The sequence below is a fragment of the Streptomyces sp. NPDC014882 genome, assembly GCF_043081325.1.
In the GTDB taxonomy this organism is placed as follows: Bacteria; Actinomycetota; Actinomycetes; order Streptomycetales; family Streptomycetaceae; genus Streptomyces.
The window spans coordinates 288,202-313,037 of record NZ_JBIBWL010000001.1 but is presented as its reverse complement, the minus strand read 5'-3'; the positions used below and the strand labels follow the sequence as shown (position 1 = coordinate 313,037).

Sequence of the window (24,836 nt, the reverse complement as noted above, 5' to 3'; positions counted from 1 at the left end):
CCTGAATTCCCGGTGGCCGGCCCTCAGGGCGTGGAGCCGGTCCCCTGCTGCCGGAGCAGTTCCGAGAAGTCGGCGGTGTCGGCCGCCGGGGGCGCCTCCACGTCGACCGGGGTTCCGTAGTCGCTGTAGTAGGCGGTCTGGCTGTACGTGCCGTTCGCCGACCGGCCCTTCTCCACCTTCTTGACCAGCAGGTCGTCCTCGTCGACCCAGATGTCGACGGTCTCGGTGGTGACGCCGGCCTGCTCCAGCTGCTTCCTCAGGTCGGCGAGCTGGCTCTCGCTGAGGCCGGAGTCGCGGCCGGCGAGGTCGGCGACCTCGACGGTGCCCGAGTAGTGCGTGGTCCGCTCGCCGCGGACGCTCTCCTCGCCGACCCTGCGTACGTCCCCGGAGGCCAGCAGGAGCTTCACCGACTGGTTCGGGGTGGAGTTCTCCATCTGGTTCCTCAGATACGCCCCCGAGCCGCCTCCGAGGGTCTCCAGCGCGTCGTACGGGTACCTGATCCAGTGCTTGCCGCCGGTCTGCTCGGCGAAGGCGTCGCCCATGCGCGCGTAGTACGCGTCGGGCAGATAGCGGGCCTGCATCGAGGTGGTGCCCAGCTGCCGCATGGTGTCGGCCGTGGTGCCGCCGGTGTAGGTGATGGTGAGGGTGCCGGTGAGGCCGTCGCCCCAGCCGAGGGAGCCGTCGGCCGTCATCGCCATCACCGAGCCCATGGTGGTCGTCGACTCGACCTTGGCGGAGTCGGCGCCGCCGGTGGACTTCTCCGCGCTGCGCAGCGCGGCCATCGGGCCGACGCGGGTGCCCCCGCCCTCGCCGGAGGACGCGGGGGGCGCGGTGGAGGCCGAGGAGGAGGCGGAGGTCTCGTCCCCGTCGGACCCGTCGGCCCCGTCGGAGGTTCCCGGGCCCGAGCTGCAGGCGGCCGCCCCGGTCAGCAGGGCCGCCGCGACGATCGAGAGGCCGGTCCGGCGCGCACCGGTGCCCTTCATACCCTCACCCCCATCTTGTCCCCGTGTTCGCACGGTAACGCACGGCACCGACAGCCGTACGGGAAAAGGGACGAGCCCCGCACCTCGGAAGGTTGCGGGGCTCGTCGCCGACCGATGCGAACCGTCAGGTTCAGACCGCGGCCGGGTCCTCCTCGACGAGGAGGTTCCGGGTGCGGTTGGGGTCGACCTGGATGCCGGGGCCGATCGTGGTGCTGATCGCGGCCTTCTTGATGTAGCGACCCTTGGCGGCGGACGGCTTCAGGCGGAGGATCTCCTCCAGGGCCGCGCCGTAGTTCTCCACCAGCTGGGTGTCGTCGAAGGACGACTTGCCGATGATGAAGTGGAGGTTCGAGTGCTTGTCGACGCGGAACTCGATCTTGCCGCCCTTGATCTCGGTGACGGCCTTGGCCACGTCGGGGGTGACGGTGCCGGTCTTCGGGTTCGGCATCAGACCACGCGGACCGAGCACGCGGCCGAGGCGGCCGACCTTGCCCATGAGGTCCGGGGTGGCGACGACGGCGTCGAAGTCCAGACGGCCCTTCGCGACCTCGTCGATCAGTTCGTCGGAGCCGACGATGTCGGCGCCCGCGGCCTCCGCGGCCGCTGCACGGTCACCGGTCGCGAAGACCAGGACCCGGGCGGTCTTGCCGGTGCCGTGCGGCAGGTTCACGGTGCCACGGACCATCTGGTCGGCCTTGCGCGGGTCGACACCCAGACGGAAGGCGACCTCGACGGTGCCGTCGAACTTGCTCGTGGAGGTCTCCTTGGCGAGACGGACGGCCTCGAGCGGGGCGTACAGCTTCTCCCGGTCGATCTTGGCGTCCGCAGCGCGGAGAGACTTGCTGCGCTTGCTCACTACTGCTCCTGGGGGTTCTGAGGAGTCGTGGTACGGGCCGAGCAGGCCCTGCCACGTGCGGCCGGAGCCGCGGCTGCTACGAAGGTGCTGCGGGGCTGGGAACTCAGCCCTCGACCGTGATGCCCATGGAACGGGCGGTGCCGGCGATGATCTTCGACGCGGCGTCCAGGTCGTTGGCGTTCAGGTCGGGAAGCTTGGTCGTGGCGATCTCGCGGACCTGCGCCTCGGTGATCTTGGCGACCTTGGTCTTGTGCGGCTCGCCCGAGCCCTTCTCGACACCCGCGGCCTTGAGGATCATCTTCGCGGCCGGCGGCGTCTTGGTGATGAAGGTGAAGGAGCGGTCCTCGTAGACCGTGATCTCCACCGGGATCACCCAGCCACGCTGCGACTCGGTCGCGGCGTTGTAGGCCTTGCAGAACTCCATGATGTTGACGCCGTGCTGGCCGAGCGCGGGGCCGACCGGCGGGGCGGGGTTCGCCGCACCGGCGTTGATCTGGAGCTTGATGAGCCCCGTGACCTTCTTCTTCTTGGGAGGCATTGCTCTCTCCGGGTCCTAGTGAGAGTTTTCAGCCGTCCGGTCCGGATGATCCGGATGGAGGCATACCGCACAACGATAACGGGTATCCCTGTGCGGCCAAAAACCGAGCAGGTCAGGCACCGCGCGAGCGGCCACCTGACCTGGTCGGAGGCTTGCGTTCCAGAAGTCGCCCGAAGGGGCTAGTTCTTCTGGATCTGGTCGAAGCTCAGCTCGACCGGGGTCTCGCGGCCGAAGATCTCGACGAGGCCCTTGACCTTCTTCGAGTCGGCGTTGATCTCGTTGATCGTGGCCTGGAGCGTGGCGAACGGGCCGTCCGTGACGGTGACCGAGTCGCCGACCTCGAAGTCCAGGACCTGGACCTCGAGCTTGCGCTGCGGAGCCGGCTTGCCCTCGGCCTCGGCGGCCTCGCGGGCGGCCTTCTCCTCGGCCTCCGGGGCGAGCATCTTGACGATCTCGTCCAGGGTCAGCGGGTACGGGTCGTAGGCGTTGCCCACGAAGCCGGTGACGCCGGGCGTGTTGCGGACGACGCCCCAGGACTCGTTCGTCAGGTCCATGCGCACCAGCACGTAGCCGGGGAGCTTGTTCTGACGGATCGTCTTGCGCTCGCCGTTCTTGATCTGCGCGACCTCTTCCTGCGGCACCTCGGCCTGGAAGATGAAGTCCTCGACGTTCAGCGAGACGGCGCGCTGCTCGAGGTTGGTCTTCACGCGGTTCTCGTAGCCGGCGTACGTGTGGATGACGTACCACTCGCCGGGCAGGGTGCGGAGTTCCTCGCGCAGGGCGGCCACGGGGTCGACGGGCTCGGCCGGCTCGGCTTCCTCGGCCTCTTCCGCGACGGCTTCGTCGTCCTCGGAGGCCTCTTCGCCGGAGTCCTCTCCGTCCGAGTCGGTGTCGCCGGATTCGGCGTCGGCGCCCTCGTCCTCGACGCGCAGCGCGGCTTCCTCCGCGGGCTCGCCCGCCTCGGCGTCGGCAGCCTCGGACTCGTCCAGGTCCTCGTCAGCGCCCTCGACGATGTCGAGCTCGTCGTCAGCCGACTCGTCCGGCTCGATGGCGTCGTTCAGGTTCTGGTCAGACACGGTGGCTGCTTCTTCCTGGATACATGGGGGTGGAACACGCGAAAGGGGCGCCGATCACCCGGCGCCCTTCGCTCTCGGCTCAGCCGAATACGTACTTCGCGGCGTGGTCGAGTCCATAGTCAATCACGGTCACCAGACCGATCATGATCACCACGAACACGATCACGACCATGGTGTACGTCGTCAGCTGGCCCCGCGTCGGCCAGACGACCTTGCGAAGCTCCGCGACGATCTGGCGGTAGAAGAGCGCGAGCCGCTTCAGCGGGCCCTTCTTGGCGCGCTTGCCGCCCTTGCGGGACTTCTTCTGCGCCTCAGGCACCTCGTCCTGGGCATCAGGCGTGTCGATGGAGCCCACGGCGTCCGCCATTCGTCCTCACCTGTTCCCGGGTCGTGGCCGTGCCGCGCCCGGTCTGAGCCGCACGGCGGTGCATTTCTGTACGTACATGCGCACACTGCCTGGCGAAGGAGTGTGTAGCAGGGCCGGAGGGACTTGAACCCCCAACCGCTGGTTTTGGAGACCAGTGCTCTACCAATTGAGCTACGACCCTTTGTGTGTCCCCCAACGTACCGCATCCATCCGGATGCTTGGTGTGCACCGGTTGTGGCACGGCTGTCGAAGGCCAACGACGTAGGAGTGTACGTGTTCCGGGGCTCCTCGTCGAACGTGAAGCGCCCGTGAGAGCCCCGGCGGCGGAAGATCGCCGGGAAACGGCCGGAAGATCGCCAGGCCACCGCCCGGATCGGCACGGGTGTTCGCCAGGGGACCCGTCCTTGTTCAGTCCGTGAAACCCGTGTGCCGGGCGGGTTTCCGGTCTGAAAACATGGGGTCATGAGCCCTGCAACCCCTCCCACCGAGCGCCGGGTCTCCGCCCGGGTCGGTGCGATCTCCGAGTCCGCCACCCTCGCCGTGGACGCCAAGGCCAAGGCACTGAAGGCCGCCGGGCGGCCGGTGATCGGCTTCGGCGCCGGTGAGCCCGACTTCCCGACCCCGGACTACATCGTCGAGGCCGCGGTCGAGGCCTGCAAGAACCCGAAGTACCACCGCTACACGCCGGCCGGCGGCCTGCCCGAGCTGAAGGCCGCGATCGCCGCGAAGACGCTGCGCGACTCCGGCTACGAGGTCGACCCGGCGCAGATCCTCGTCACCAACGGCGGCAAGCAGGCCATCTACGAGGCCTTCGCCGCGATCCTCGACCCGGGCGACGAGGTCATCGTCCCGGCGCCGTACTGGACGACGTACCCCGAGTCGATCCGGCTGGCCGGCGGTGTCCCGGTGGAGGTCGTCGCCGACGAGACGACCGGTTACCGCGTCAGCGTGGAGCAGCTGGAGGCGGCGCGCACGGAGCGGACCAAGGTCGTCCTGTTCGTCTCCCCGTCCAACCCGACCGGCGCCGTCTACGGCGAGGCCGAGGCGGAGGCGATCGGCCGCTGGGCCGTGGAGCACGGCCTGTGGGTGATGACCGACGAGATCTACGAGCACCTCGTCTACGGCGACGCGAAGTTCGTCTCGCTGCCGGCGGTCCTGCCCGAGCTGCGCGACAAGTGCATCGTGGTCAACGGCGTCGCCAAGACGTACGCGATGACGGGCTGGCGGGTGGGCTGGATCATCGGCCCGAAGGACGTGGTGAAGGCGGCGACGAACCTCCAGTCGCACGCCACCTCGAACGTCTCGAACGTGGCCCAGGTGGCCGCGCTGGCCGCCGTCTCCGGTGACCTGGACGCGGTCGCGACGATGCGGGAGGCGTTCGACCGCCGCCGCCGGACCATCGTGCGCATGCTCAACGAGATCGACGGGGTGCTCTGCCCGGAGCCCGAGGGCGCCTTCTACGCCTACCCGTCGGTGAAGGCCCTGCTCGGCAAGGAGATCCGGGGGAAGCGCCCGCAGGACTCCGTCGAGCTGGCAGCGCTCATCCTGGAGGAGGCCGAGGTCGCGGTCGTCCCGGGCGAGGCCTTCGGCACGCCGGGCTACCTGCGGCTGTCGTACGCGCTCGGCGACGAGGACCTCGTCGAGGGCGTGAGCCGGATCCAGAAGCTGCTGGCGGAGGCCAGGGACTGACCCGCCCCGTGCGCGAGGCCGCGGGCCGTCTCCTCCGGGAGGCGGCCCGCTGCCGTGTGCGAGCGGGACCACGTTCGGGGAAACGGCTACCCGGACGGCCCCGGCGTACGGCAGGATTCCGGAATGGAGCGTGTACGTGATGTCTCTGAGCTGCCGAAAGCCCATCTGCACCTGCACTTCACCGGGTCGATGCGGCCCGGCACCGTGCTGGAACTCGCCGACAAGTACGGCGTGCGTCTGCCGGAGACGCTGAGCGAGGCCCTGACCAGTGGGGAGCCGCCCCGGCTGCGGGCGACCGACGAGCGGGGCTGGTTCCGCTTCCAGCGGTTGTACGACGCGGCCCGCTCCTGCATCAGGGAGGCCGAGGACATCCGGCGGCTGGTGCGCGAGGCCGCCGAGGAGGACGTGAAGGACGGTTCGGGCTGGCTGGAGATCCAGGTGGACCCGACGTCGTACGCGCCGCGGCTGGGCGGGCTGATCCCGACGCTGGAGATCATCCTGGACGCCGTGGAGTCGGCGGCCCGGGAGACCGGGCTCGGGATGCGGGTGCTGGTGGCGGCGAACCGGATGAGGCATCCGCTGGACGCCCGCACGCTGGCCCGGCTGGCCGTGCGTTACGCCGACCGGGGCGTGGTGGGCTTCGGGCTGTCGAACGACGAGCGCCGGGGCATGGCGCGGGACTTCGACCGCGCCTTCGCCATCGCCCGGGAGGGCGGTCTGCTGTCGGCGCCGCACGGCGGCGAGCTGGCCGGGCCCTCCTCGGTGCGGGACTGCCTCGACGACCTGCACGCCACGCGGATCGGGCACGGCGTCCGGGCGGCGGACGACCCGCGGCTGATGAGGCGGCTCGCCGAGCGCGGCGTCACCTGCGAGGTCTGCCCCGCCTCGAACGTGGCCCTGGGCGTCTACGACAAGCCGGAGGACGTGCCGCTGCGCACCCTGTACGAGGCCGGGGTGCCGTTGGCCCTGGGCGCCGACGACCCCCTGCTGTTCGGCTCCCGGCTGGCCGACCAGTACGAGCTGGCCCGCCGCCACCACGCCTTCACGGACGAGGAGCTGGCCGAGCTGGCCCGCCACTCGATCCGGGGTTCGGCGGCCCCGGAGGACGTGCGGCGGAAGCTGCTGTCGGGGGTGGACGACTGGCTGGCCTCCTGAGCCGCGGCCCGCGCGCCGCGGCTCAGCGGCCGGGGGGGCGGGGCTCAGCGGCCGGGGCGGCGGGGGGGGGGGGGGGGGGCCCCCCCCCCCCCCCCCCCCCCCCCCCCCCCCCCCCGGCCGCCCCCCCCCCGGGGGGGGGGGGGGCGGGCCCCCCCCCCCCGCCCCGGGGGGGGGGGCCGGGCCCCCCGGGGGGGGGGGGCGGGGGGGGGGGGCCCCCCCCCCCCCCCCCCGCCGCCGGAGACGATCCGCCCGGGACCTACTTCGTCCACTCCGCCCACGGGATGTTCCAGCCGTTGAGGCCGTTGGAGGGGGAGACCACCGGGTCGGTGGAGTTCTTCACGACCACCACGTCGCCGGTCATCGACTGGTTGAAGAACCAGGCGGCCGGCACGCCGCTGTCGTAGCCGCCGCGCACGTCCCGCAGGCCGATGCAGCCGTGGCTGGCGTTGTAGTTGCCGAAGGCGTCGCCGCCCCAGTAGTTGCCGTGCACGAAGGTGCCGGAGTCGGTCAGCCGCATGGCGTGCGGGACGTCCTTGATGTCGTACTCGCCGTCGTAGCCGACCGTGTCGCCGTTCATGCGGGTCACCGTGAACTTCTCACTGATGACCATCTGGCCGTTCCAGGTGGCGTAGCCGGCCTTGCCGGTGGTGACCGGGATGGTCTTGACGACCTTGCCCTCCCGCATCACCTTCATCGTCTGCTTCTTGGCGTCCACGACGGACACCTGGTCGCGGCCGATGGTGAAGGAGATCTTCTTGGACTGCTTGCCGTAGACGCCCTTGCGGCCCTCGACGCCGTCGAGGTTCAGCTCGACCGTCACCTTGGTGCCGGCCTTCCAGTACTTCTCGGGCCGGAAGTCGAGGCGGTCGTTGCCGAACCAGTGGCCCTGCACGTCGACGGCCGGGACCGTGGTGATCCTGACGGCCTTCTCGACGTCGTCGGGCGCGGTGATGCCCCGCGTGAAGCGGAGCGAGAACGGCATGCCGACGCCGACGGTGGAGCCGTCCTCCGGCGTGAAGGTGCCGACGAAGGTGTTCTCGGGCGTCAGCGTGGTGAAGGACGCGTCCTCGGCGGCCGTACGGCCCTCGGCGTCCTTGGCGACCGCGTGCACCTGGTACTTGGTGGCGGCGGCCAGGTGGGTGCTCGGCGTCCAGCCGGCGCCGTCCGCGGAGATCGTGCCCTCGACCTTCGCGCCCTCGGCGTCCTTGACGACGACCTCGGTCAGTTTGCCCTTGGCGGCCGTCACCTTCAGGGCGCCGCTGGTGTCGACGGACTTCGCGCCGTCCTTCGGGGCGATCGAGACGACCGCCTCCGACTGCCCGCTCGCCGCGGTCGCGGCGCCCGCGCCCTTGCCGTCCTTCGTCTCCTCCGCCCCGGACGCCCCGCCCCCGCAGGCCGTGACGGTCAGCAGCAACCCTCCGACGACCAGCGCCAGCCGCCTGTCGCGGACGCGTGGGCGTCCGCCAACCGATGCCCCCGATATCGGTCGCACGTTCAAGTCCGTTCTCCCCTCCCCCGGGCCGGTCAGGCCCGCACGCAGGCACGTCCCCTGCGCTGCGCGCATATTAACCACATGGTCAGCGGGCCCGGTGACCCCGGAGTGTCACCGTTCCGTCCCAACTTCGGCCGGGGGAGGGGAGGGGGGAGGGGAAGGGCGTGCGGACGTCAGTTCACCGCGCTGCCGGCGGTCCACCGCCTCCAGTTCATGTTCCAGCCGCCGAGCCCGTTGTCCGGGGCGACCGTCCTGTCCTTGCTGCGGACCACCTCGACGACGTCCCCGACGAGACTGCGGTCGAAGAACCAGCCCGCGGGGGTGTCCGCGCCGCCGCCCTTCACGTCCCTGAGCCCCACGCACCCGTGGCTGAGGTTGACCCGCCCGAAGTCCCGCGGCGACGCCCAGTAGTTGCCGTGCAGGAAGGTGCCCGACTCGGTGAGCCGCATCGCGTGCGGCACGTCCGGGATGTCGTACTCGCTCTTGCCGTTCTTCTTCCTGAAGCCGACGGTGGCGCCGTTCATCCGGGTCACTTCCAGCATCTCCGTGACCACCATCTTGCCGTTGTACGTGGTCGTCTTCGGCGCCCCGGCGGTGATGGGCACGGTGGCGAGCAGTTCGCCCTCGCGCCGCACCTGCATGGTGTGGTCGGCGGCGTCGACGAGGGAGACCTGGTGGCGGCCGACGGCGAAGGAGAACGTCCTGTCCTGGAGCCCGTAGACGCCGGGCGCCCCCTCGACGTCGCGGAAGCGCAGGGAGACGGTGACGCGGGTGCCGGGCCTCCAGTAGCGCTCGGGGCGGAAGTCCAGCCGGGAGGCGCCGAACCAGTGCGGCCGCACCTCGACGGCCGGCTCGGCGCTCACGCGGACGGCGCGCTCGACGGCGGCCCGGTTCCGGATCTCCCGGTTGAACTCCAGGGACACGATCATCCCCGTGCCGACCGTCGAGCGGTTCTCCGGCGTGACGTACCCGATGAACCGCTCCTCGGGGACGTACGTCGTGAACGTGGTGTGCCGGGCCGAGCGGCGTCCGTCGCCGTCCACGGCGACCGCGTCGACCGTGTACCGGGCGGCGAGCGCGAGCCGGCCGTCCGCCGGGCTCCAGCCGCGGCCGTCCGCGGAGATCAGGCCCGGCACCTCGCTCTCCCGCGCGTCCTGCTGCTTGCGGACCCGCACCGACTCCAGTCGCCCGTCGGGCACCCGGACCCGCAGCGCCTGGCCGGGACGCACCTCCCGGCTGCCGTCCCGCGGGGTGACCCGGATGACGTCCTCGGATGCCGGGGGCCCGCCCAGCACGCGGTCGAGCCCGCCGCCCCCGCTGCATCCGGCGGCTCCCGCCAGCAGTCCTGCCCATGTCAGTACGGCGGTCAGTGCGACCCCCGCGCGCCGTGCGCGCCCAGTTACGTGCCTCACGCGCTGTCCAACGACGGGGCACGCCCCGGGGAAACGTGAGTGCGAGGCACGCGCTGGGCAGAACAGGGGGGAGGACGACGCCGAGGGAGCAGCGGCCGGGACGCCGTACGCCCCGGACCCGCGTCGTGCCACGAGCCGCGGGAGGCTGAACGGTGTCCAGCGCAGCCGAGCAGGAGGCGGTGGCGGAGAAGCGCCCCGCCGGGTACGTCGTCGTGGACGGGGCGTCGCGCAGGACGCCCGGCGTGCCCGTGTGGCCCGGCGCGTCCACGCCCCTCGGGGCCCGCTTCCGGGTCGGCCCCGACGGGGTCGCCGGCACCAACTTCGCCCTGTGGGCGGGCGGCGCGGAGGCCGTCGAGCTGTGCCTCTTCGACGACCGGGGCCGCGAGACCCGCGCCCGGCTGACGGAACTCACGCACGAGATCTGGCACGGCTTCGTGCCCGGCGTGATGCCCGGCCAGCGCTACGGCTACCGGGTGCACGGCCGCTGGGACCCGTGGACCGGCGCCCGCTGGAACCCGGCGAAGCTGCTCCTCGACCCGTACGCCCGCGCCGTGGACGGCGAGTTCGGCCTGCCGCCCGAGGTGTACGGGCACGTCCGCGACTGGCCCCAGCAGCAGGTCGCCGACACCGTCCGCGACGAGCGGGACTCCGCGCCCCACGTCCCCAAGGGCGTCGTCGTCCACGACGACGACGACTGGTCCGACGACCGCCGCCCCAAGACCCCCTGGGCGGACTCGGTCATCTACGAGCTGCACGTCCGCGGCTTCACCATGCGCCACCCCGGCGTCCCCGGGGAACTGCGCGGCACCTACGCCGGCCTGGCGCACCCGGCCGCCATCGAGCACCTGGCCGGCCTGGGCGTCACGGCCGTCGAACTGCTCCCGGTCCACCAGTTCGCCCACGAGGACCACCTGCTGCGCCGGGGACTGCGCAACTACTGGGGCTACAACTCCATCGGCTACTTCGCCCCGCACGCCGGGTACGCCTCCGCCGGGACGACGGGCGGACAGGTCGGCGAGTTCAAGCGGATGGTGCGCGCGCTGCACGCGGCCGGCATCGAGGTCATCCTCGACGTGGTCTACAACCACACCGCGGAGGCGGGCGAGCTGGGCCCGACGCTGTCCCTGAAGGGCGTCGACAACCGCGGCTACTACCGCCTGCAGCCCGACGCCCGCCGGTACGCCGACTACACGGGCTGCGGCAACACCCTGCACGTCGTCCAGCCGCACGTGCTGCGCCTGATCACGGACTCGCTGCGCTACTGGGTCACGGAGATGGGCGTCGACGGCTTCCGCTTCGACCTGGCCGCCGCCCTCGCCCGCTCCATGCACGACGTGGACATGCTGTCGCCGTTCCTCGCGGTGATCGCGCAGGACCCGGTGCTGCGGCGGGTGAAGCTGATCGCGGAACCCTGGGACGTGGGGTCGGGCGGCTACCAGGTGGGCGCCTTCCCCCCGCTGTGGACGGAGTGGAACGACCGCTACCGCGACACCGTGCGCGACTTCTGGCGGCACGCCCTGCCGGACGTCCGCGAGATGGGCTACCGCCTGTCCGGTTCCAGCGACCTGTACGCCTGGGGCGGCCGGCGCCCCTACGCCTCCGTCAACTTCGTCACCGCCCACGACGGGTTCACCCTGCGCGACCTCGTGTCCTACGAGCGCAAGCACAACGAGGCCAACGGCGAGGGCAACCGGGACGGCACGGACGACAACCGCTCCTGGAACTGCGGCGCCGAGGGGGAGACGGACGACGAGGGGGTGCGCGCGCTGCGGCGGCGGCAGCTGCGCAACCTGATGACCACGCTGCTGCTGTCGACCGGCGTGCCGATGCTGGTCGCGGGCGACGAGCTGGGCCGCACCCAGCGCGGCAACAACAACGCGTACTGCCAGGACGACGAGACCAGCTGGCTGGACTGGAGCCTGCTGGAGGACCCCGGCTGGAAGGCCCTGCACGACCTGACCGCCCGCCTGATCGCCCTGCGCCACCGCCATCCCGTGCTGCGCCGCCGGGCGTTCTTCTCCGGCCGCCCCCACTCCGCGGACGGGCTGCGCGACCTGGCCTGGTTCACCGCCCGCGGCACGGAGATGACGGAAGGGGACTGGTACGCGCCCGCGGCGACGCTCGGCATGTACCTCTCCGGCCGGGACATCCCCGGCCGCGACGAGCGGGGCGCCCCGGTCACGGACGACGGCTTCCTCGCCCTCCTGCACGCGGGCGACCGCCCCGCCCACTTCGTCCTGCCGGGCCCGCCCTGGGCGGACCGCTACGAGGTCGTGGTGGACACCTCCCGCGAGGACCAGGACACCGCCCCGGCCGTCACGCACCGGGCGGGGACGGGGGTGACGGTCCCGGCCCGGTCGGTGCTCCTGCTGCGGGTGGCCTCCTGAGGGCGGCCGCACCGCGTGCTCACCCGGCCCGTTAATCTGACCTGCGTCAGAACGACGGCAACGCAGCACCGCAAGGTATGACGAAGAGGGGCGGACCGGTGGCGGACATCGAAGAGGCACGCAAGCAGTTCCAGCGGATCGACGCGGACGGTGACGGGTTCATCACCGCGGTCGAGTTCAAGACCGCCCTGGCCCAGGGGGGCGACTGGCACGTCACCGACACGGTCGCCGAGGCCGTCATCAAGACCCGCGACCTGGACGGCGACAAGGTCCTGTCGTTCGACGAGTTCTGGGCCTACCTGGGCAAGTGACGCGTGACGGAGGGGTGTCCGGCGGCCGCCGCGGGACACCCCTCCGGCGTCCTCCGGCATCCGCGCTTCACCCGTACGGCGGCGGAGCGGAATAGGCGGCGGCCGGCCGTGGTTGAGCCACCGAAAGCATGCATGTGCATGAAATCTTCGGGAAGGACCTGACGTGAAGATCGGCATCATCGGCGCGGGCAACATCGGCGGCAACCTCACCCGGCGGCTCACCGCCCTCGGCCACGACGTCTCCGTGGCCAACTCCCGCGGCCCGCAGACGCTCACGGAGCTGGCGAAGGAGACGGGCGCGACACCCGTCGAGGTCACCGAGGCGGCGCGCGGCGCCGAGATCGTCGTCGTCACGATCCCGCTCAAGGCGGTCCCGGACCTGCCCTCCGGCATCCTCGACGGCGCGGCCGAGGGCGTCGCCGTCATCGACACCGGCAACTACTACCCGCAGCAGCGCGACGGCCGGATCGACGCCATCGAGGACGAGGGCCTCACCGAGAGCCGCTGGACGGAGCGCCGGATCGGACACCCGGTGGTCAAGGCGTTCAACGGCACCTACGCCCAGGACATCCTGGACCGCCCCCTCCCGGCCGGCGCCCCCGGCCGCATGGCCCTGCCCGTCGCGGGCGACGACGAGGCCGCCAAGGCCAAGGTCCGGTCCCTGATCGACGAACTCGGCTTCGACACGGTCGACGCGGGCGGCATCGACGACTCCTGGCGCCAGCAGCCCGACACCCCGGTGTACGGCCTGCGCGGCGGCGTCGACGAGGTCACCCGGGCCCTGGCGGCGGCCTCCCCGGAGCGCCCGGAGGCCTTCCGGGGCTGAGCCGGCTCACCCCACGGTCGCCCACGCCCGCAGCGCCGCCCGGTCGGCGAACCTCGCCACGTTCTTGTCGAGGGGCTCGTCCGTGTACTGGTGGAAGCGCCACTTCGCCTTGATGCGGGGCTTGCCCGCGGTGACGTAGTCGGCTATCCACAGGCCGTCGCCGGCGTACGAGGTGTCGTCGACGTTCAGCCAGTAGGTCCGGTTGCAGTACAGGACGACCCGGTTGCGCGGCCGCAGCTCCTTGAGCCTGCGGATGAAGCGGTCCTTCTCGGCGTTGCTCGCGTGGGTGCCCTCGCCCGTCGTCTCCCAGTCGACGGCGAGGATGTCACCGGGGCGCTCCGGCGCCTTCGCCAGGAAGTGTTCCGCCTGGGCGCCGAGGTTGCCCGGCCAGAGGAAGTGGTAGAAGCCGACGACCAGGCCGGCGTCCCGCGCCCGCTTCGTCTGGGCGGCGAGCCTGGAGTTGACGTACGTACGGCCCTCCGTCGCCTTGACGAAGACGAAGGAGAGGCCGTCCGTCGCGTAGGCGGAGGACTGGTAGGCGCTGACATCGACACCACGGAGCATGGGGCGACTCCCGGAAGTGCAGCAGAAGGAAGGGGAGTTGTCTTATGCCCCGACACGCCGACGCCGGAACCTCCGCTTCCGTCCCCCGGCGTGCCGACGGGGGCTCAGCACTCGATGATGTTCACCGCCAGCCCGCCGCGGGCCGTCTCCTTGTACTTGACCGACATGTCCGCGCCGGTGTCCTTCATCGTCTTGATGACCTTGTCGAGGGAGACCTTGTGCGAGCCGTCGCCGCGCATGGCCATGCGGGCCGCCGTGACCGCCTTCACCGCGGCCATGCCGTTGCGCTCGATGCAGGGGATCTGGACCAGGCCGCCCACCGGGTCGCAGGTGAGACCGAGGTTGTGCTCCATGCCGATCTCCGCGGCGTTCTCGACCTGTTCGGGGGAGCCGCCGAGCACCTCCGCCAGCGCGCCCGCCGCCATGGAGCAGGCGGAGCCCACCTCGCCCTGGCAGCCGACCTCGGCGCCGGAGATGGAGGCGTTCTCCTTGAAGAGCATGCCGATCGCGCCGGCGGCCAGGAGGAAGCGGACGACGCCCTCCTCGTCGGCGCCGGGGATGAAGTTGACGTAGTAGTGCAGGACCGCGGGGATGATGCCGGCCGCGCCGTTCGTGGGGGCGGTGACCACCCTGCCGCCCGCCGCGTTCTCCTCGTTCACCGCCATCGCGTACAGCGTGATCCACTCCATGGAATGGGTCAACGGGTCGCCGTCCGCCCGGAGCTGACGGGCCGTCATGGCGGCGCGGCGGCGCACCCGCAGGCCGCCCGGCAGGATGCCCTCGCGGGACATGCCGCGGGCCACGCAGGCCTGCATCACCCGCCAGATCTCCAGCAGCCCCTCGTGGATCTCCTCCTCGGTGCGCCAGGCCCGCTCGTTCTCCAGCATCAGCGAGGAGATCGACAGCCCCGTCTCCTGCGTCAGCCGCAGCAGCTCGTCACCCGTGCGGAAGGGGTACTTCAGGACCGTGTCGTCCAGCTTGATCCGGTCCGCGCCGACCGCGTCCTCGTCGACGACGAACCCGCCGCCCACCGAGTAGTACGTCTTCGACAGCAGCTCCGCGCCCCCGTCGTCGTACGCCCACAGCGTCATGCCGTTCGCGTGGTACGGGAGGGTCTCGCGGCGGTGCAGGACGAGGTCGTCGTCGAAGGAGAACGGGATCTCGCGCTCACCGAGCAGCCGGATGCGGCCCGAGTCCTTGATCCGCTCCACCCGGGCGTCCGCCGTCTCCACGTCCACCGTGCGCGGCGAGTCGCCCTCCAGGCCGAGCAGGACGGCCTTCGGCGTGCCGTGGCCGTGGCCGGTCGCGCCCAGGGAGCCGTACAGCTCGGAGCGCACGGACGCGACGGAGTCCAGCACGCCCTCGTTGCGCAGGCGCCGCGCGAACATGCGCGCCGCCCGCATCGGGCCGACCGTGTGGGAGCTGGACGGGCCGATGCCGATCGAGAACAGGTCGAAGACCGAGATGGCCACGGGGACTCCTCCATACGGGGGTGGTGCGGGAAGTTTCCGATGGGTGTCCCGCCCACCGACCAGTGTGCGGGACACCCATCGAAAAACCGTCGGAAAACGGGAACTACTTGCTCAGGCCGGGGTAGAGCGGGTGCTTCTCGGCAAGGGCCACGACCCGGGCCTTCAGCGCCTCCGCGTCGTGGGCCGGCTTGAGCGCCTCCGCGATCACGTCCGCGACCTCGGCGAAGTCCTCGGCCGTGAAGCCGCGGGTGGCGAGGGCGGGCGTGCCGATGCGCAGGCCCGAGGTGACCATCGGGGGCCGCGGGTCGTTCGGGACCGCGTTGCGGTTGACCGTGATGCCGACCTCGTGGAGACGGTCCTCGGCCTGCTGCCCGTCCAGCTCGGACTCGCGCAGGTCCACCAGGATCAGGTGCACGTCGGTGCCGCCGGACAGGACGTCGACCCCGGCCTCCCGGGCGTCCGGCGCGGTCAGCCGCTCGGCGAGGATCCGCGCGCCCTCCACCGTACGGCGCTGGCGCTCCTTGAAGTCGTCCGAGGCCGCGACCTTGAAGGACACCGCCTTCGCCGCGATGACGTGCTCCAGGGGGCCGCCCTGGAAGCCGGGGAAGACGGAGGAGTTCAGCTTCTTCGCGAACTCCTTCCTCGCCAGGATGATGCCGCCGCGCGGACCGCCCAGCGTCTTGTGGGTCGTGGAGGTGACCACGTCCGCGTACGGCACCGGGTTCGGGTGCAGGCCCGCCGCGACCAGACCGGCGAAGTGCGCCATGTCCACCCACAGGTACGCCTCGACCTCGTCGGCGATCCGGCGGAACTCGGCGAAGTCCAGCTGCCGCGGGTACGCCGACCAGCCCGCGATGATCACCTTCGGGCGGTGCTCCTTGGCGAGCCGCTCGACCTCGGCCATGTCGACCAGGCCGGCCTCGTCCACGTGGTAGGCGACCACGTCGAACTGCTTGCCGGAGAAGTTCAGCCGCATCCCGTGGGTCAGGTGACCGCCGTGCGCCAGGTCCAGGCCCAGGATGGTGTCGCCGGGCTGGGCCAGCGCGAACAGGGCGGCCTGGTTGGCGGAGGCGCCCGAGTGCGGCTGGACGTTGGCGTACTCGGCGCCGAACAGCTCCTTGACCCGGTCGATCGCGATCTGCTCGGCCACGTCGACGTGCTCGCAGCCGCCGTAGTAGCGGCGGCCGGGGTAGCCCTCGGCGTACTTGTTGGTCAGGACCGAGCCCTGCGCCTCCATGACGGCCAGCGGAGCGAAGTTCTCCGAGGCGATCATCTCGAGCGTGGACTGCTGGCGGCGCAGCTCGCCGTCGACCGCCGCGGCGATCTCCGGGTCGAGCTCGTGCAGGGGCGTGTTCAGGACAGACATGCGTCTTTCGACCTCTCAGCCGGCGATGAAGGCGGTGTACTCGTCGGCGGAGAGCAGCTCGGCCGGCTCGTCCGTGACGCGTACCTTGAACAGCCAGCCGCCCTCGAAGGGGGCGGAGTTCACCAGCGACGGGTCGTCCACGACGTCCTGGTTGACCTCGGCGATCTCGCCGGTGACCGGCGCGTACAGCTCGCTGACCGACTTGGTCGACTCCAGCTCGCCGCAGGACTCGCCCGCGGTCACCGTGGCACCGACCTCGGGGAGCTGGACGAAGACCACGTCGCCGAGCGCGTTGGCCGCGTGCTCCGTGATGCCGACCGTCGAGACGCCGTCCTCGGCGCCCGACAGCCACTCGTGCTCCTTGCTGTAACGCAGCTGCTGGGGGTTGCTCATGGCCTGAATTCTCCTGTACGCGAGGGAGTGCTGATGAAGGGGGACTGCTGGAGACGCACGTGAGCAGCGCGGATGTGCGCGGGGTCACGTGCGGGGCCGGCCGGGGCCCGGTCTCCGCGGCCGTGCGCCAGTCTCTACTTCCGGCGCTTGTAGAACGGCAGCGCCACGACCTCGTACGGCTCGTGGCTGCCCCGGATGTCCACGCCGACACCCGGCGTGCCCGGTGCCGCGTGCGCGGCGTCGACGTAGGCCATCGCGATCGGCTTGCCCAGCGTGGGGGAGGGGGCGCCGGAGGTGACCTCGCCGACCACCTCGCCGCCCGTGACCACGGCGTACCCGGCGCGCGGGACGCGGCGGCCCTCGGCGACCAGGCCGACGAGGACCCGCGGCGGGTTCGTCGCGGCGCGCTCGGCGGCGGCGGCGAGCGCCGCGCGGCCCACGAAGTCGCCGTCCTTGTCGAACTTCACGACCCGGCCGAGCCCGGCGTCGAAGGGGGTCAGCGCGGTCGACAGCTCGTGGCCGTACAGCGGCATGCCCGCCTCCAGGCGGAGCGTGTCCCGGCAGGACAGGCCGCAGGGGATCAGGCCGGCGGCCTCGCCGGCCTTCGTCAGGGCCTGCCACAGCTCGACGGCGTGCTCCGGCTTCACGAACAGCTCGAAGCCGTCCTCGCCGGTGTAGCCGGTGCGGGCGATGAGCGCGGGGACGCCGGCGACGGTGCCGGGCAGGCCGGCGTAGTACTTCAGGCCGTCGAGGTCGGCGTCGGTCAGCGACTTCAGGATGCCGGGGGACTCCGGGCCCTGGACGGCGAGCAGCGCGTAGGCGTCGCGGTCGTCGCGCACCTCGGCGTCGAAGCCGCCGGCGCGCTCGGTGAGCGCGTCCAGGACGACCTGGGCGTTGGAGGCGTTGGCGACGACCATGAACTCGGTGTCGGCGAGCCGGTACACGATGAGGTCGTCGAGGATGCCGCCGTCGGCGTCGCAGATCATGGTGTAGCGGGCCCGGCCCACGCCCACGGCCGCGATGTTCCCGACCAGCGCGAAGTTCAGCAGGGCGCCCGCCTGCGGGCCGGTGACGGTGATCTCGCCCATGTGCGAGAGGTCGAAGAGGCCGGCCCGGGTGCGTACGGCGTTGTGCTCGTCGCGCTCGGAGCCGTAGCGCAGGGGCATGTCCCAGCCGGCGAAGTCGGTCATGGTCGCGCCCAGCGAACGATGCAGGGCGTCGAGGGCGGTGTGGCGGAGCGGGGTACTGCTCATCGGGCGTTCGTCTCCCAAGGCATGACGGCGAGGGCTTTCCTCCCCATCTGTCATCGGAACCTGAGAGGTTCGCCGTGACCCTCCGCGCGGGTCGGTCACGGCTTGCACCTTGGGTGGGGCCACCGGAGGGCGGCCCGCTTTTCAGATGTGCCTCGCCCGCGCGGTAACGGTGCCTGAGAGATTCAAGGGAGGGACTTGCTCCTTCGGCGCCCCAGCGATGCTGACGGTGGGGACTCTCCCGCGCGGATTCAAACGGCCGGTATGCAGTTGGCGCGGCCATCATCGCACGCCCCGCCCGATCCCGGCAGGCCCGCATCTGTAACCGGCCTGTGGCGGTAAGCGCATGAAAACGCGAGGCGAACCGGATTACCTTCTCTTTACGCTCGACGGGGACAAGACATGTCTGACCCCAGGGGAGGACGAACACGGTGAACAGGACCACGGCACTCGGGACGGGCCCGGCGCTCGCACTGCCCGCGCAGCCGCAGACCTCCGTCCGGGAGGCGGCCGACGCACCGCCCGCCCCGGTCGTCCGCGACCTGCGCGACCGCGACGGCCGCAGCCCGCACGGCCTGCTGTTCGCGCCCCGCGACCTGGTCGTGGTCACGGGACTGCCCGGCAGCGGCAAGTCGACGCTGATGAAGCGCGCGGTCACGGGCGTCCGCGTCGACTCCCAGGACACCCGCGACCGCTGGGACGCCCGCATGCCGCGCGCCCTGCCCTACGCCCTCTACCGCCCCCTCGTCCGCCTCGCCCACTACGCCGGTCTGCGCCGCGCCCTGCGCACCGGCGGGGGCGTCGTCGTCCACGACTGCGGCACGCAGGCCTGGGTGCGCGCCTGGCTGGCCCGCGAGGCCCGCCGCCGCGGCGGCAGCCTGCACCTGGTGCTGCTCGACGTCACCGTGGACACCGCGCTGGAGGGCCAGCGCGAGCGCGGCCGGGGCGTCTCCCGGTACGCCTTCCGCCGCCACCGCCGTGCCGCCTCCCGCCTGCTGCGCGCGGCGGAGCGGGGCCGCCTCCCCGCGGGCTGCGGCTCGACGGTCCTCCTGGACCGCGCCGCGGCCGACACCCTCCGCCGCATCGGCTTCACCGGCTGACCGGGAAGGGCGCGGGGCTCCGGGCCGCGGTTGCCGCGCGAGCCCGGGGGCTTCGGACCCGCGGCCACCGGGCTGCCGGGAGGCCGGGATGCCGTGCGCATCCGGGGCTCGTGGTCGCCGGGCGGCCGGGCCGCTGCGTGGGACTGGGGCTCGTGGTCGCCGGACCCCGGGCGGGTTCGGGATTCGCCGGTTGTCGCGGCGGCGCCGTGCCGCCGGGATGCCGGGCGCATCCGGGGCCCGCGGCCGCCGGGCGGCCGGGCCGCTGCGTGGGACTGGGGCTCGTGGTCGCCGGTCGTCGGGCGGGTTCGGGGCCCCGGTCGTCGGGCCGGCGGGCGGTTCCGGGGTTCGCCGGTCGGCGGGCCCGCCGCGCGGGCCGGACCCCGCGACCGGCGCACCGCCGCCGTCCCGGCCCCCGCCCCCCGGCCCCGGCCCCCGCCCCCTGGCCCCGGCTCCTTGCCCCCGGCCCCGGCCCTCGGCCCCGGTCGTCAGGACGTCCGGTGGATGCGGGGACGCGGGGACGGGCCCGGTACCCGATAGCCTTTCGAGTCACACCCAGTGGTTCCCAGCAGGCGGTAGGCAGATGGACTTCCCCCCGGCGGACTTCCCCGCGGACTTCCCGGCACAGGCGCACCCCCATCCGCACGGCGGATGGCCCGGCAACGAGCTGGAGGAGGTGCTCTCCGCCTCCCTCGGCGTGCCCGGGGCCGGCGGACGGATCGTGGAGGTGCTCGGCCGCAGCTTCGTGTGGGTGCCGCTGCCCGCCGGGGGCGGCCCGCACAGCGGCCCCCTGGACCTGCCCACCCTGGAGCTGGAGGGCCAGGCGTACGTGCCCGTGTTCAGCTCCGAGGAGCAGTTCCGGCAGGTCGTCGGCGCGCACATGTCGTACACCGTCGCCCCGGCCGTCGAGTTCGCCCGCGGGCTGCCCCCGCAGGTCGGCGTCCTGGTGAACCCGGACGGCACGGTCGGCATCCCGCTGCCCCCGATGGCCGTCGCCGAGCTGTGCCGGGCCGGCCGCACCCCGCTGGACGGTCCCGCCGGCGGCGGCCGGGTCCGCCTCTACGAGCCCGACTGGCAGGACGACCCGGTGGACTTCCTGTCCGCCGCCACCGCCGAGTTCGAGGCGACCGGCGTCGTCCTGACCGCCCGCCGCTGCCTCGCCGCGATCGAGACGGCCGACCCCGTGATGTTCGTCGGCGTCGAACTCTCCCTGGCGGAGGGCGATCTGCGGGCGCTGCCCCTGGAGGCCCTCGGCAGGGCGCTCGGCCGGGTCCCGGCCCCCTGGCCGGTCAACCTCGTCCTGCTCGACGTGACGGAGGACCCGGTGGCCCGGTGGCTGAAGGAGCGCGTGCGGCCCTTCTACTCCCGGATCCACTGAAGGCATCCCGCGGGGTGACGTCCGCGCCGGTGGGCGGCGGTGCCGCGAGGCCCCGCCGGGAGCCCGCCGGGCCGGTCCCGCCGGCGGCGGACGACCCGGCCCCTCGGGGGGACCCGTTGTCGGCGAAGACACCTAAGCTGGTCTCCCGAAAGCGGGGCAACTTATCGAAGGGGCGGTACAGGTGAGCGCCAGCGGCATCGCGGCCGGGCAGGTCGAGCACATGCTGCGCCAGGTGACCCCCGGGCGCTACGACGCCTACGAGGCACTCCTGCGCGCCCTCGCGACCCCGGGCACCGGCCAGGTGTGGATGCTCCTGTGGCAGGGTCAGGCCGGTTCCGCCGACGCCCAGTACGGCACGATGGACGTCGAGGGACACGGCTACGCCCCCTGTGTCACCTCCGCCCGGGAACTGTCCGCGAGCGGCTGGAACCGGTCGTACGAGGTGATCGACGGGCTGGACGCGGCCCGCACGCTCTACCCCGACCACCACGGCCTCTGGCTGAACCCGCACGCCCCCGGCGGCGGCGTCGGCATCCCCTGGCTCGACCTGCGGCGGATCGCCACCGGCCTGGACCGCCAGCCGGCCGGGCCGCTGCGGCTGTCCGAGCCGGCCATCGAGATCCCCCAGTTCTACGCCCTGCTCGCGCAGAACGCCCACCGCACCCCGGCCCTGCGCTCCCTGCGCCGCGCCTGGGTCCAGCCGGCCCTCGGCGCGCCCTACCTCGCCCTCGGGCTCGACGTGTACGACACCTCCCCGCAGGCCGTGGACGCGGTGCGGGCGATGATGCAGCAGTCCGTCGGCGCGGTGCCGGACGGCCTGCCGGTGTCCACGGTCACCATGAGCGACGACTACGACCCGGTGGTCCTCTGGATGCGCGCCCACGCCCGCCCCTTCTACGACCGCGAGGCGCACGCCCCCGCGGCGCCGCCCGCGCCGGCCCCCGCGGGCGGCTACGGCTTCCCGCCGACCGGTCGCCACTGATGTGTCCGCCGTCCGCTGTTCGCCGTCCGTCTCCGTCCGTCTCCGTGCGTCGGCCCGACGAGTCGGCCCGGTGAATCTTCGCGCGTAGATCGGTGCGTTAAGTCCGTTTATGGGTGACTTTGCACCAATTCGCGGGTGTCCGCCCCCCGTTACCCACCGTCCGGATAACGGAATCCTCCTGAGAGCATCACGTTTACGCATCCTTTCCCCTTCAAGTCTGGCTACAGATCGCCAAAGCGTTGAAGACTCGCGCATCAGGGGTGCTTTCGCCCCTGTGTACGACGGACTGATCACGCCGCTACAGCGGCAAGTGTGGGCCGGCTACCGCCGGTTGAGAGGGGTCCCTGCCAGATGACGGCACCATTGCACGAGCCGACCGCGGAAGCGGCCCCGAGCCCGGCCGAGGAAGCGGCGGTGGCCACCGCCGACGCGAAGGCCGTACAGGGCCGTTCCCTGGGTCGGATCGCCTGGGAGCGCCTGAAGCGGGACAAGCTCGCCCTGACCGGCGGCATCGTGGTGCTCCTCCTCGTCGTGGTCGCGCTGCTGGCCCCGGTGATCACCTCGATCCTGGGCCAGGACCCGAACGAGTACCACGAGAACCTCATCGACCCGCTGTTCGGCACCCCCACGGGCTCCCTCGGCGGCATCAGCGGCGAGCACCTGCTGGGCGTCGAGCCGGTCAACGGCCGCGACATCTTCGCCCGCATCCTCTACGGCGCCCGGATCTCCCTGCTGGTCGGCTTCCTGTCGGCCGTCGTCGCCGTGATCCTCGGCACCGTCCTGGGCATCCTCGCCGGCTTCTTCGGCGGCTGGGTCGACTCGGTCGTCAGCCGGGTCATGGACGGCCTGCTCGCCTTCCCCCAGCTGCTGTTCATCATCGCGCTGGTCTCCGTCATGCCGAGCAACCTGCTGGGCCTCACCGGCTCCAACGTGCGCGTCTTCGTGATGATCCTGGTCATCGGCTTCTTCGGCTGGCCCTACATCGGACGTGTGGTGCGCGGTCAGACCCTCTCCCTGCGAGAGCGCGAGTACGTGGAGGCCGCCCGATCGCTGGGCGCCGGGCGGCTGTACATCCTGTTCAAGGAACTGCTGCCCAACCTCGTGGCCCCGATCGTCGTCTACACCACGATGATGATCCCCACCAACATCCTCACCGAGGCGGCACTCAGCTTCCTGGGCGTGGGCGTCAAGCCGCCCACCGCCTCCTGGGGGCAGATGCTGTCGAGCGCGATCGACTACTACGAGTCCGACCCCATGTACATGGTGGTCCCGGGCCTGGCGATCTTCATCACCGTTCTCGCCTTCAACCTCTTCGGCGACGGCGTCCGTGACGCGCTGGACCCGAAGGCCTCTCGCTGAGCCGCCGCACCCCAACTGTCCCGTGGCACCTACACGGGGTCTCTCATCTATCCGGAGGATCCGAGATCGTGACTACCCAACGCACCTCAGGGCGGCGCAAGCAGGCTATTGCCGCTGCTGCCGCGGTCGCCGCGCTGCTGACCACGGCGGCGTGCGGCGGCGGTTCGGACGACGGCGACAACGGTTCGAAGACCGGCGCCGCCGGCTTCGACGCCGCGAACAACAAGGTCGCCCAGGCGTCCGCCGCCAAGAAGGGCGGCACGCTGAAGTTCGGTGCCGCGCAGGACGCCGACTCGTGGGACACCACGCGCGGTTACTACGGCATGATGTGGAACTTCGCGCGCTACTACAGCCGCCAGCTCGTCACGAACAAGACCGAGCCGGGTGCCGCGGGCGCCGAGATCACTCCGGACCTCGCCACCGCGACCGCGAAGATCACGGACGACGGCAAGACCTACACGTACACCCTGCGTGACGGCGTCACGTGGGAGGACGGCAAGCCGATCACGTCCAAGGACGTGAAGTACGGCATCGAGCGCGTGTGGGCGCAGGACGTCCTGTCCGGCGGTCCGACGTACCTGAAGGACGTGCTCGACCCCAAGGGCGAGTACAAGGGTCCCTACAAGGACACCTCCGCCGACAAGCTCGGTCTGAAGTCCATCGAGACCCCGGACGACAAGACCATCGTCTTCAAGCTCCCCGTGGCCAACTCGGACTTCGAGGAGATGCTGGCCCTGGTCTCGGCCTCGCCGGTCCGCCAGGACATGGACACCAAGGCCAAGTACGGCCTGAAGCCGTTCTCCTCGGGCCCGTACAAGTTCGCGTCCTACAGCCCGGGCAAGGACCTCAAGCTGGTCCGCAACACCAACTGGAAGCAGGCCTCGGACCCGGTCCGCAAGGCCTACCCGGACGAGATCACCATCAAGTTCTTCTCGGACGCCAACCAGCTCGACCAGCGTCTGCTGAGCGGTGACCTGGACCTCGACCTGAACCAGACCGGCATGTCGCCGCAGGGCCGCACCACCGCCCTGAAGCAGCACAAGGCCAACCTGGACAACCCGGTCTCCGGCTACGTCCGTTACGCGGTCTTCCCGCAGAGCGTCGCGCCGTTCGACAAGCTCGAGTGCCGCAAGGCCGTCATCCTCGGCGCCGACCACGTGTCGCTCCAGACCGCGCGCGGTGGCCCGATCGCCGGTGGCGACATCGGCACCAACATGCTGCCGCCGTCCGTCCCGGGCGCCGAGGGCCAGAAGTACGACCCGTACAAGATCGCCGGTGAGAACAAGAGCGGCAACGTCACCGAGGCCAAGGCTGCCCTGAAGGCCTGCGGCCAGCCGAACGGCTTCAAGACCACCATCGCGGTCCGCAACAACAAGCCGGTCGAGGTGGCCACGGCCCAGTCCCTGCAGGCCTCGCTGAAGAAGATCGGCATCACCGCCGAGATCGACCAGTACGACGGCTCGCAGACCGCCGGCATCATCGGCAGCCCCTCGAACGTGAAGAAGAAGGGCTACGGCATCATCATCATGGGCTGGGGTCCGGACTTCCCCTCGGTCCAGGGCTACGGTCTTCCGCTGTGGAGCAGCAAGTACATCGCGGAGAGCGGTAACAACAACTACGCGCTCATCAAGGACAAGACCATCGACGGTCTGTTCGCCCAGTACGTCACCACCCTGGACGACGCCGGCAAGACCAAGATCGCCACGGAGATCAACCACAAGGTGATGGAGGGCGCGTACTACCTGCCCTTCGTCTTCGAGAAGTTCATCAACTGGCGCTCGGACAACCTGGCGAACGTCTACACCACCGACGGTTACAGCGGTCAGTACGACTTCGTGAACCTCGGTCTGAAGAACCCGAAGAAGTAGTCCCGGCACACCCGC

General features: G+C 71.5%; 22 protein-coding genes, 1 tRNA gene and 1 riboswitch. Of the genes, 10 read left to right on the top strand and 13 right to left on the bottom strand.

Translation table 11 applies throughout. From position 1 onward, the window contains the following. Positions 1 to 23: 23 nt before the first annotated feature. The 6 genes from ACF09K_RS01350 to ACF09K_RS01325 all read right to left on the bottom strand — a co-directional run bounded on the left by ACF09K_RS01350 (position 24) and on the right by ACF09K_RS01325 (position 4,001). Complete coding sequence (locus ACF09K_RS01350) at positions 24 to 983, bottom strand: hypothetical protein (RefSeq protein ID WP_392240426.1); 960 nt, start codon at positions 981 to 983, stop codon at positions 24 to 26. A 130-nt stretch (positions 984 to 1,113) separates the two neighbouring features. After that, positions 1,114 to 1,839 carry a 50S ribosomal protein L1 gene (rplA, locus tag ACF09K_RS01345; protein ID WP_319673713.1) on the bottom strand — a complete coding sequence of 242 codons (726 nt, stop codon included), beginning with the start codon at positions 1,837 to 1,839 and terminating at the stop codon, positions 1,114 to 1,116. A gap of 103 nt (positions 1,840 to 1,942) precedes the next feature. Next, positions 1,943 to 2,377, bottom strand: a complete 435-nt coding sequence (gene rplK, locus ACF09K_RS01340) for a 50S ribosomal protein L11 (RefSeq protein ID WP_020132675.1) — start codon at positions 2,375 to 2,377, stop codon at positions 1,943 to 1,945. A gap of 179 nt (positions 2,378 to 2,556) precedes the next feature. Then, positions 2,557 to 3,453 carry a transcription termination/antitermination protein NusG gene (gene nusG, locus ACF09K_RS01335; RefSeq protein WP_392240425.1) on the bottom strand — a complete coding sequence of 299 codons (897 nt, stop codon included), beginning with the start codon at positions 3,451 to 3,453 and terminating at the stop codon, positions 2,557 to 2,559. Between the two features lie 79 nt (positions 3,454 to 3,532). Continuing rightward, positions 3,533 to 3,820, bottom strand: coding sequence for a preprotein translocase subunit SecE (secE, locus tag ACF09K_RS01330; RefSeq protein ID WP_356560341.1), 288 nt, complete (start codon positions 3,818 to 3,820; stop codon positions 3,533 to 3,535). Between the two features lie 108 nt (positions 3,821 to 3,928). Beyond that, positions 3,929 to 4,001: transfer RNA gene (locus ACF09K_RS01325), tRNA-Trp, on the bottom strand. 281 nt (positions 4,002 to 4,282) lie between these two features. Between ACF09K_RS01325 and ACF09K_RS01320 the strand changes: the two genes are divergently transcribed. Both ACF09K_RS01320 and ACF09K_RS01315 read left to right on the top strand, forming a co-directional pair. Further along, positions 4,283 to 5,509, top strand: coding sequence for a pyridoxal phosphate-dependent aminotransferase (locus tag ACF09K_RS01320; RefSeq protein ID WP_392240424.1), 1,227 nt, complete (start codon positions 4,283 to 4,285; stop codon positions 5,507 to 5,509). A gap of 123 nt (positions 5,510 to 5,632) precedes the next feature. Then, the gene (locus tag ACF09K_RS01315) at positions 5,633 to 6,664 is read left to right on the top strand and encodes an adenosine deaminase (RefSeq protein ID WP_392240423.1); all 1,032 of its coding nucleotides are present in this window, start codon (positions 5,633 to 5,635) and stop codon (positions 6,662 to 6,664) included. A 256-nt stretch (positions 6,665 to 6,920) separates the two neighbouring features. On the opposite strand, the gene ACF09K_RS01310 is transcribed toward ACF09K_RS01315, so the two are convergent. After that, positions 6,921 to 8,162 (bottom strand): Ig-like domain-containing protein, encoded by a 1,242-nt coding sequence (locus ACF09K_RS01310; protein ID WP_392240422.1) that lies wholly within the window; start codon positions 8,160 to 8,162, stop codon positions 6,921 to 6,923. Between the two features lie 167 nt (positions 8,163 to 8,329). Beyond that, positions 8,330 to 9,568, bottom strand: coding sequence for an Ig-like domain-containing protein (locus tag ACF09K_RS01305; RefSeq protein WP_392240421.1), 1,239 nt, complete (start codon positions 9,566 to 9,568; stop codon positions 8,330 to 8,332). Positions 9,569 to 9,720: 152 nt separating this feature from the next. On the opposite strand from ACF09K_RS01305, the gene glgX reads away from it, so the two are divergent. From glgX to ACF09K_RS01290, 3 genes are all read left to right on the top strand, one after another. After that, the gene (gene glgX / locus ACF09K_RS01300; RefSeq protein WP_392240420.1) at positions 9,721 to 11,955 is read left to right on the top strand and encodes a glycogen debranching protein GlgX; all 2,235 of its coding nucleotides are present in this window, start codon (positions 9,721 to 9,723) and stop codon (positions 11,953 to 11,955) included. A gap of 98 nt (positions 11,956 to 12,053) precedes the next feature. Continuing rightward, positions 12,054 to 12,266 (top strand): EF-hand domain-containing protein, encoded by a 213-nt coding sequence (locus ACF09K_RS01295; RefSeq protein WP_392240419.1) that lies wholly within the window; start codon positions 12,054 to 12,056, stop codon positions 12,264 to 12,266. Positions 12,267 to 12,429: 163 nt separating this feature from the next. Next, positions 12,430 to 13,092: an NADPH-dependent F420 reductase gene (locus ACF09K_RS01290; RefSeq protein ID WP_392240418.1), complete on the top strand. Its 663-nt coding sequence runs from the start codon at positions 12,430 to 12,432 to the stop codon at positions 13,090 to 13,092. 6 nt (positions 13,093 to 13,098) lie between these two features. On the opposite strand, the gene ACF09K_RS01285 is transcribed toward ACF09K_RS01290, so the two are convergent. From ACF09K_RS01285 to gcvT, 5 genes are all read right to left on the bottom strand, one after another. Further along, the gene (locus ACF09K_RS01285) at positions 13,099 to 13,656 is read right to left on the bottom strand and encodes a glycoside hydrolase family 25 protein (protein ID WP_392240417.1); all 558 of its coding nucleotides are present in this window, start codon (positions 13,654 to 13,656) and stop codon (positions 13,099 to 13,101) included. Between the two features lie 104 nt (positions 13,657 to 13,760). Further along, positions 13,761 to 15,128: an L-serine ammonia-lyase gene (locus ACF09K_RS01280; RefSeq protein WP_392240416.1), complete on the bottom strand. Its 1,368-nt coding sequence runs from the start codon at positions 15,126 to 15,128 to the stop codon at positions 13,761 to 13,763. A gap of 103 nt (positions 15,129 to 15,231) precedes the next feature. After that, positions 15,232 to 16,494 (bottom strand): serine hydroxymethyltransferase, encoded by a 1,263-nt coding sequence (glyA, locus tag ACF09K_RS01275; RefSeq protein WP_392240415.1) that lies wholly within the window; start codon positions 16,492 to 16,494, stop codon positions 15,232 to 15,234. A 15-nt stretch (positions 16,495 to 16,509) separates the two neighbouring features. Next, complete coding sequence (gene gcvH / locus ACF09K_RS01270) at positions 16,510 to 16,887, bottom strand: glycine cleavage system protein GcvH (RefSeq protein WP_363091817.1); 378 nt, start codon at positions 16,885 to 16,887, stop codon at positions 16,510 to 16,512. 134 nt (positions 16,888 to 17,021) lie between these two features. Beyond that, positions 17,022 to 18,140: a glycine cleavage system aminomethyltransferase GcvT gene (gcvT, locus tag ACF09K_RS01265; protein WP_392240414.1), complete on the bottom strand. Its 1,119-nt coding sequence runs from the start codon at positions 18,138 to 18,140 to the stop codon at positions 17,022 to 17,024. Between the two features lie 151 nt (positions 18,141 to 18,291). Further along, a riboswitch (glycine riboswitch) is annotated at positions 18,292 to 18,391 on the bottom strand. 177 nt (positions 18,392 to 18,568) lie between these two features. On the opposite strand from gcvT, the gene ACF09K_RS01260 reads away from it, so the two are divergent. The 5 genes from ACF09K_RS01260 (at position 18,569) to ACF09K_RS01240 (ending at position 24,821) form a co-directional block, all read left to right on the top strand. Continuing rightward, positions 18,569 to 19,237: an AAA family ATPase gene (locus tag ACF09K_RS01260; protein WP_392240413.1), complete on the top strand. Its 669-nt coding sequence runs from the start codon at positions 18,569 to 18,571 to the stop codon at positions 19,235 to 19,237. A gap of 580 nt (positions 19,238 to 19,817) precedes the next feature. Further along, positions 19,818 to 20,612 carry an enhanced serine sensitivity protein SseB gene (locus ACF09K_RS01255; RefSeq protein ID WP_392240412.1) on the top strand — a complete coding sequence of 265 codons (795 nt, stop codon included), beginning with the start codon at positions 19,818 to 19,820 and terminating at the stop codon, positions 20,610 to 20,612. 181 nt (positions 20,613 to 20,793) lie between these two features. After that, on the top strand, positions 20,794 to 21,594 hold the full coding sequence (locus tag ACF09K_RS01250; RefSeq protein ID WP_392240411.1) for an enhanced serine sensitivity protein SseB C-terminal domain-containing protein: 801 nt from the start codon (positions 20,794 to 20,796) through the stop codon (positions 21,592 to 21,594). 351 nt (positions 21,595 to 21,945) lie between these two features. Then, positions 21,946 to 22,953 carry an ABC transporter permease gene (locus tag ACF09K_RS01245; protein ID WP_392240410.1) on the top strand — a complete coding sequence of 336 codons (1,008 nt, stop codon included), beginning with the start codon at positions 21,946 to 21,948 and terminating at the stop codon, positions 22,951 to 22,953. A 68-nt stretch (positions 22,954 to 23,021) separates the two neighbouring features. Beyond that, positions 23,022 to 24,821: an ABC transporter substrate-binding protein gene (locus tag ACF09K_RS01240; RefSeq protein WP_392240409.1), complete on the top strand. Its 1,800-nt coding sequence runs from the start codon at positions 23,022 to 23,024 to the stop codon at positions 24,819 to 24,821. The last annotated feature ends 15 nt before the right edge of the window (positions 24,822 to 24,836 follow it).

Bases quoted from the DNA above. Each gene is read 5' to 3' on its own strand.
- ACF09K_RS01285 (WP_392240417.1), bottom strand. From the start codon at position 13,656: ATGCTCCGTGGTGTCGATGTCAGCGCCTACCAGTCCTCCGCCTACGCG.
- rplK (WP_020132675.1), bottom strand. From the start codon at position 2,377: ATGCCTCCCAAGAAGAAGAAGGTCACGGGGCTCATCAAGCTCCAGATC.
- gcvT (WP_392240414.1), bottom strand. From the start codon at position 18,140: ATGAGCAGTACCCCGCTCCGCCACACCGCCCTCGACGCCCTGCATCGT.
- ACF09K_RS01315 (WP_392240423.1), top strand. From the start codon at position 5,633: ATGGAGCGTGTACGTGATGTCTCTGAGCTGCCGAAAGCCCATCTGCAC.
- glyA (WP_392240415.1), bottom strand. From the start codon at position 16,494: ATGTCTGTCCTGAACACGCCCCTGCACGAGCTCGACCCGGAGATCGCC.
- gcvH (WP_363091817.1), bottom strand. From the start codon at position 16,887: ATGAGCAACCCCCAGCAGCTGCGTTACAGCAAGGAGCACGAGTGGCTG.
- ACF09K_RS01245 (WP_392240410.1), top strand. From the start codon at position 21,946: ATGACGGCACCATTGCACGAGCCGACCGCGGAAGCGGCCCCGAGCCCG.
- ACF09K_RS01350 (WP_392240426.1), bottom strand. From the start codon at position 983: ATGAAGGGCACCGGTGCGCGCCGGACCGGCCTCTCGATCGTCGCGGCG.
- ACF09K_RS01320 (WP_392240424.1), top strand. From the start codon at position 4,283: ATGAGCCCTGCAACCCCTCCCACCGAGCGCCGGGTCTCCGCCCGGGTC.
- secE (WP_356560341.1), bottom strand. From the start codon at position 3,820: ATGGCGGACGCCGTGGGCTCCATCGACACGCCTGATGCCCAGGACGAG.
- ACF09K_RS01255 (WP_392240412.1), top strand. From the start codon at position 19,818: ATGGACTTCCCCCCGGCGGACTTCCCCGCGGACTTCCCGGCACAGGCG.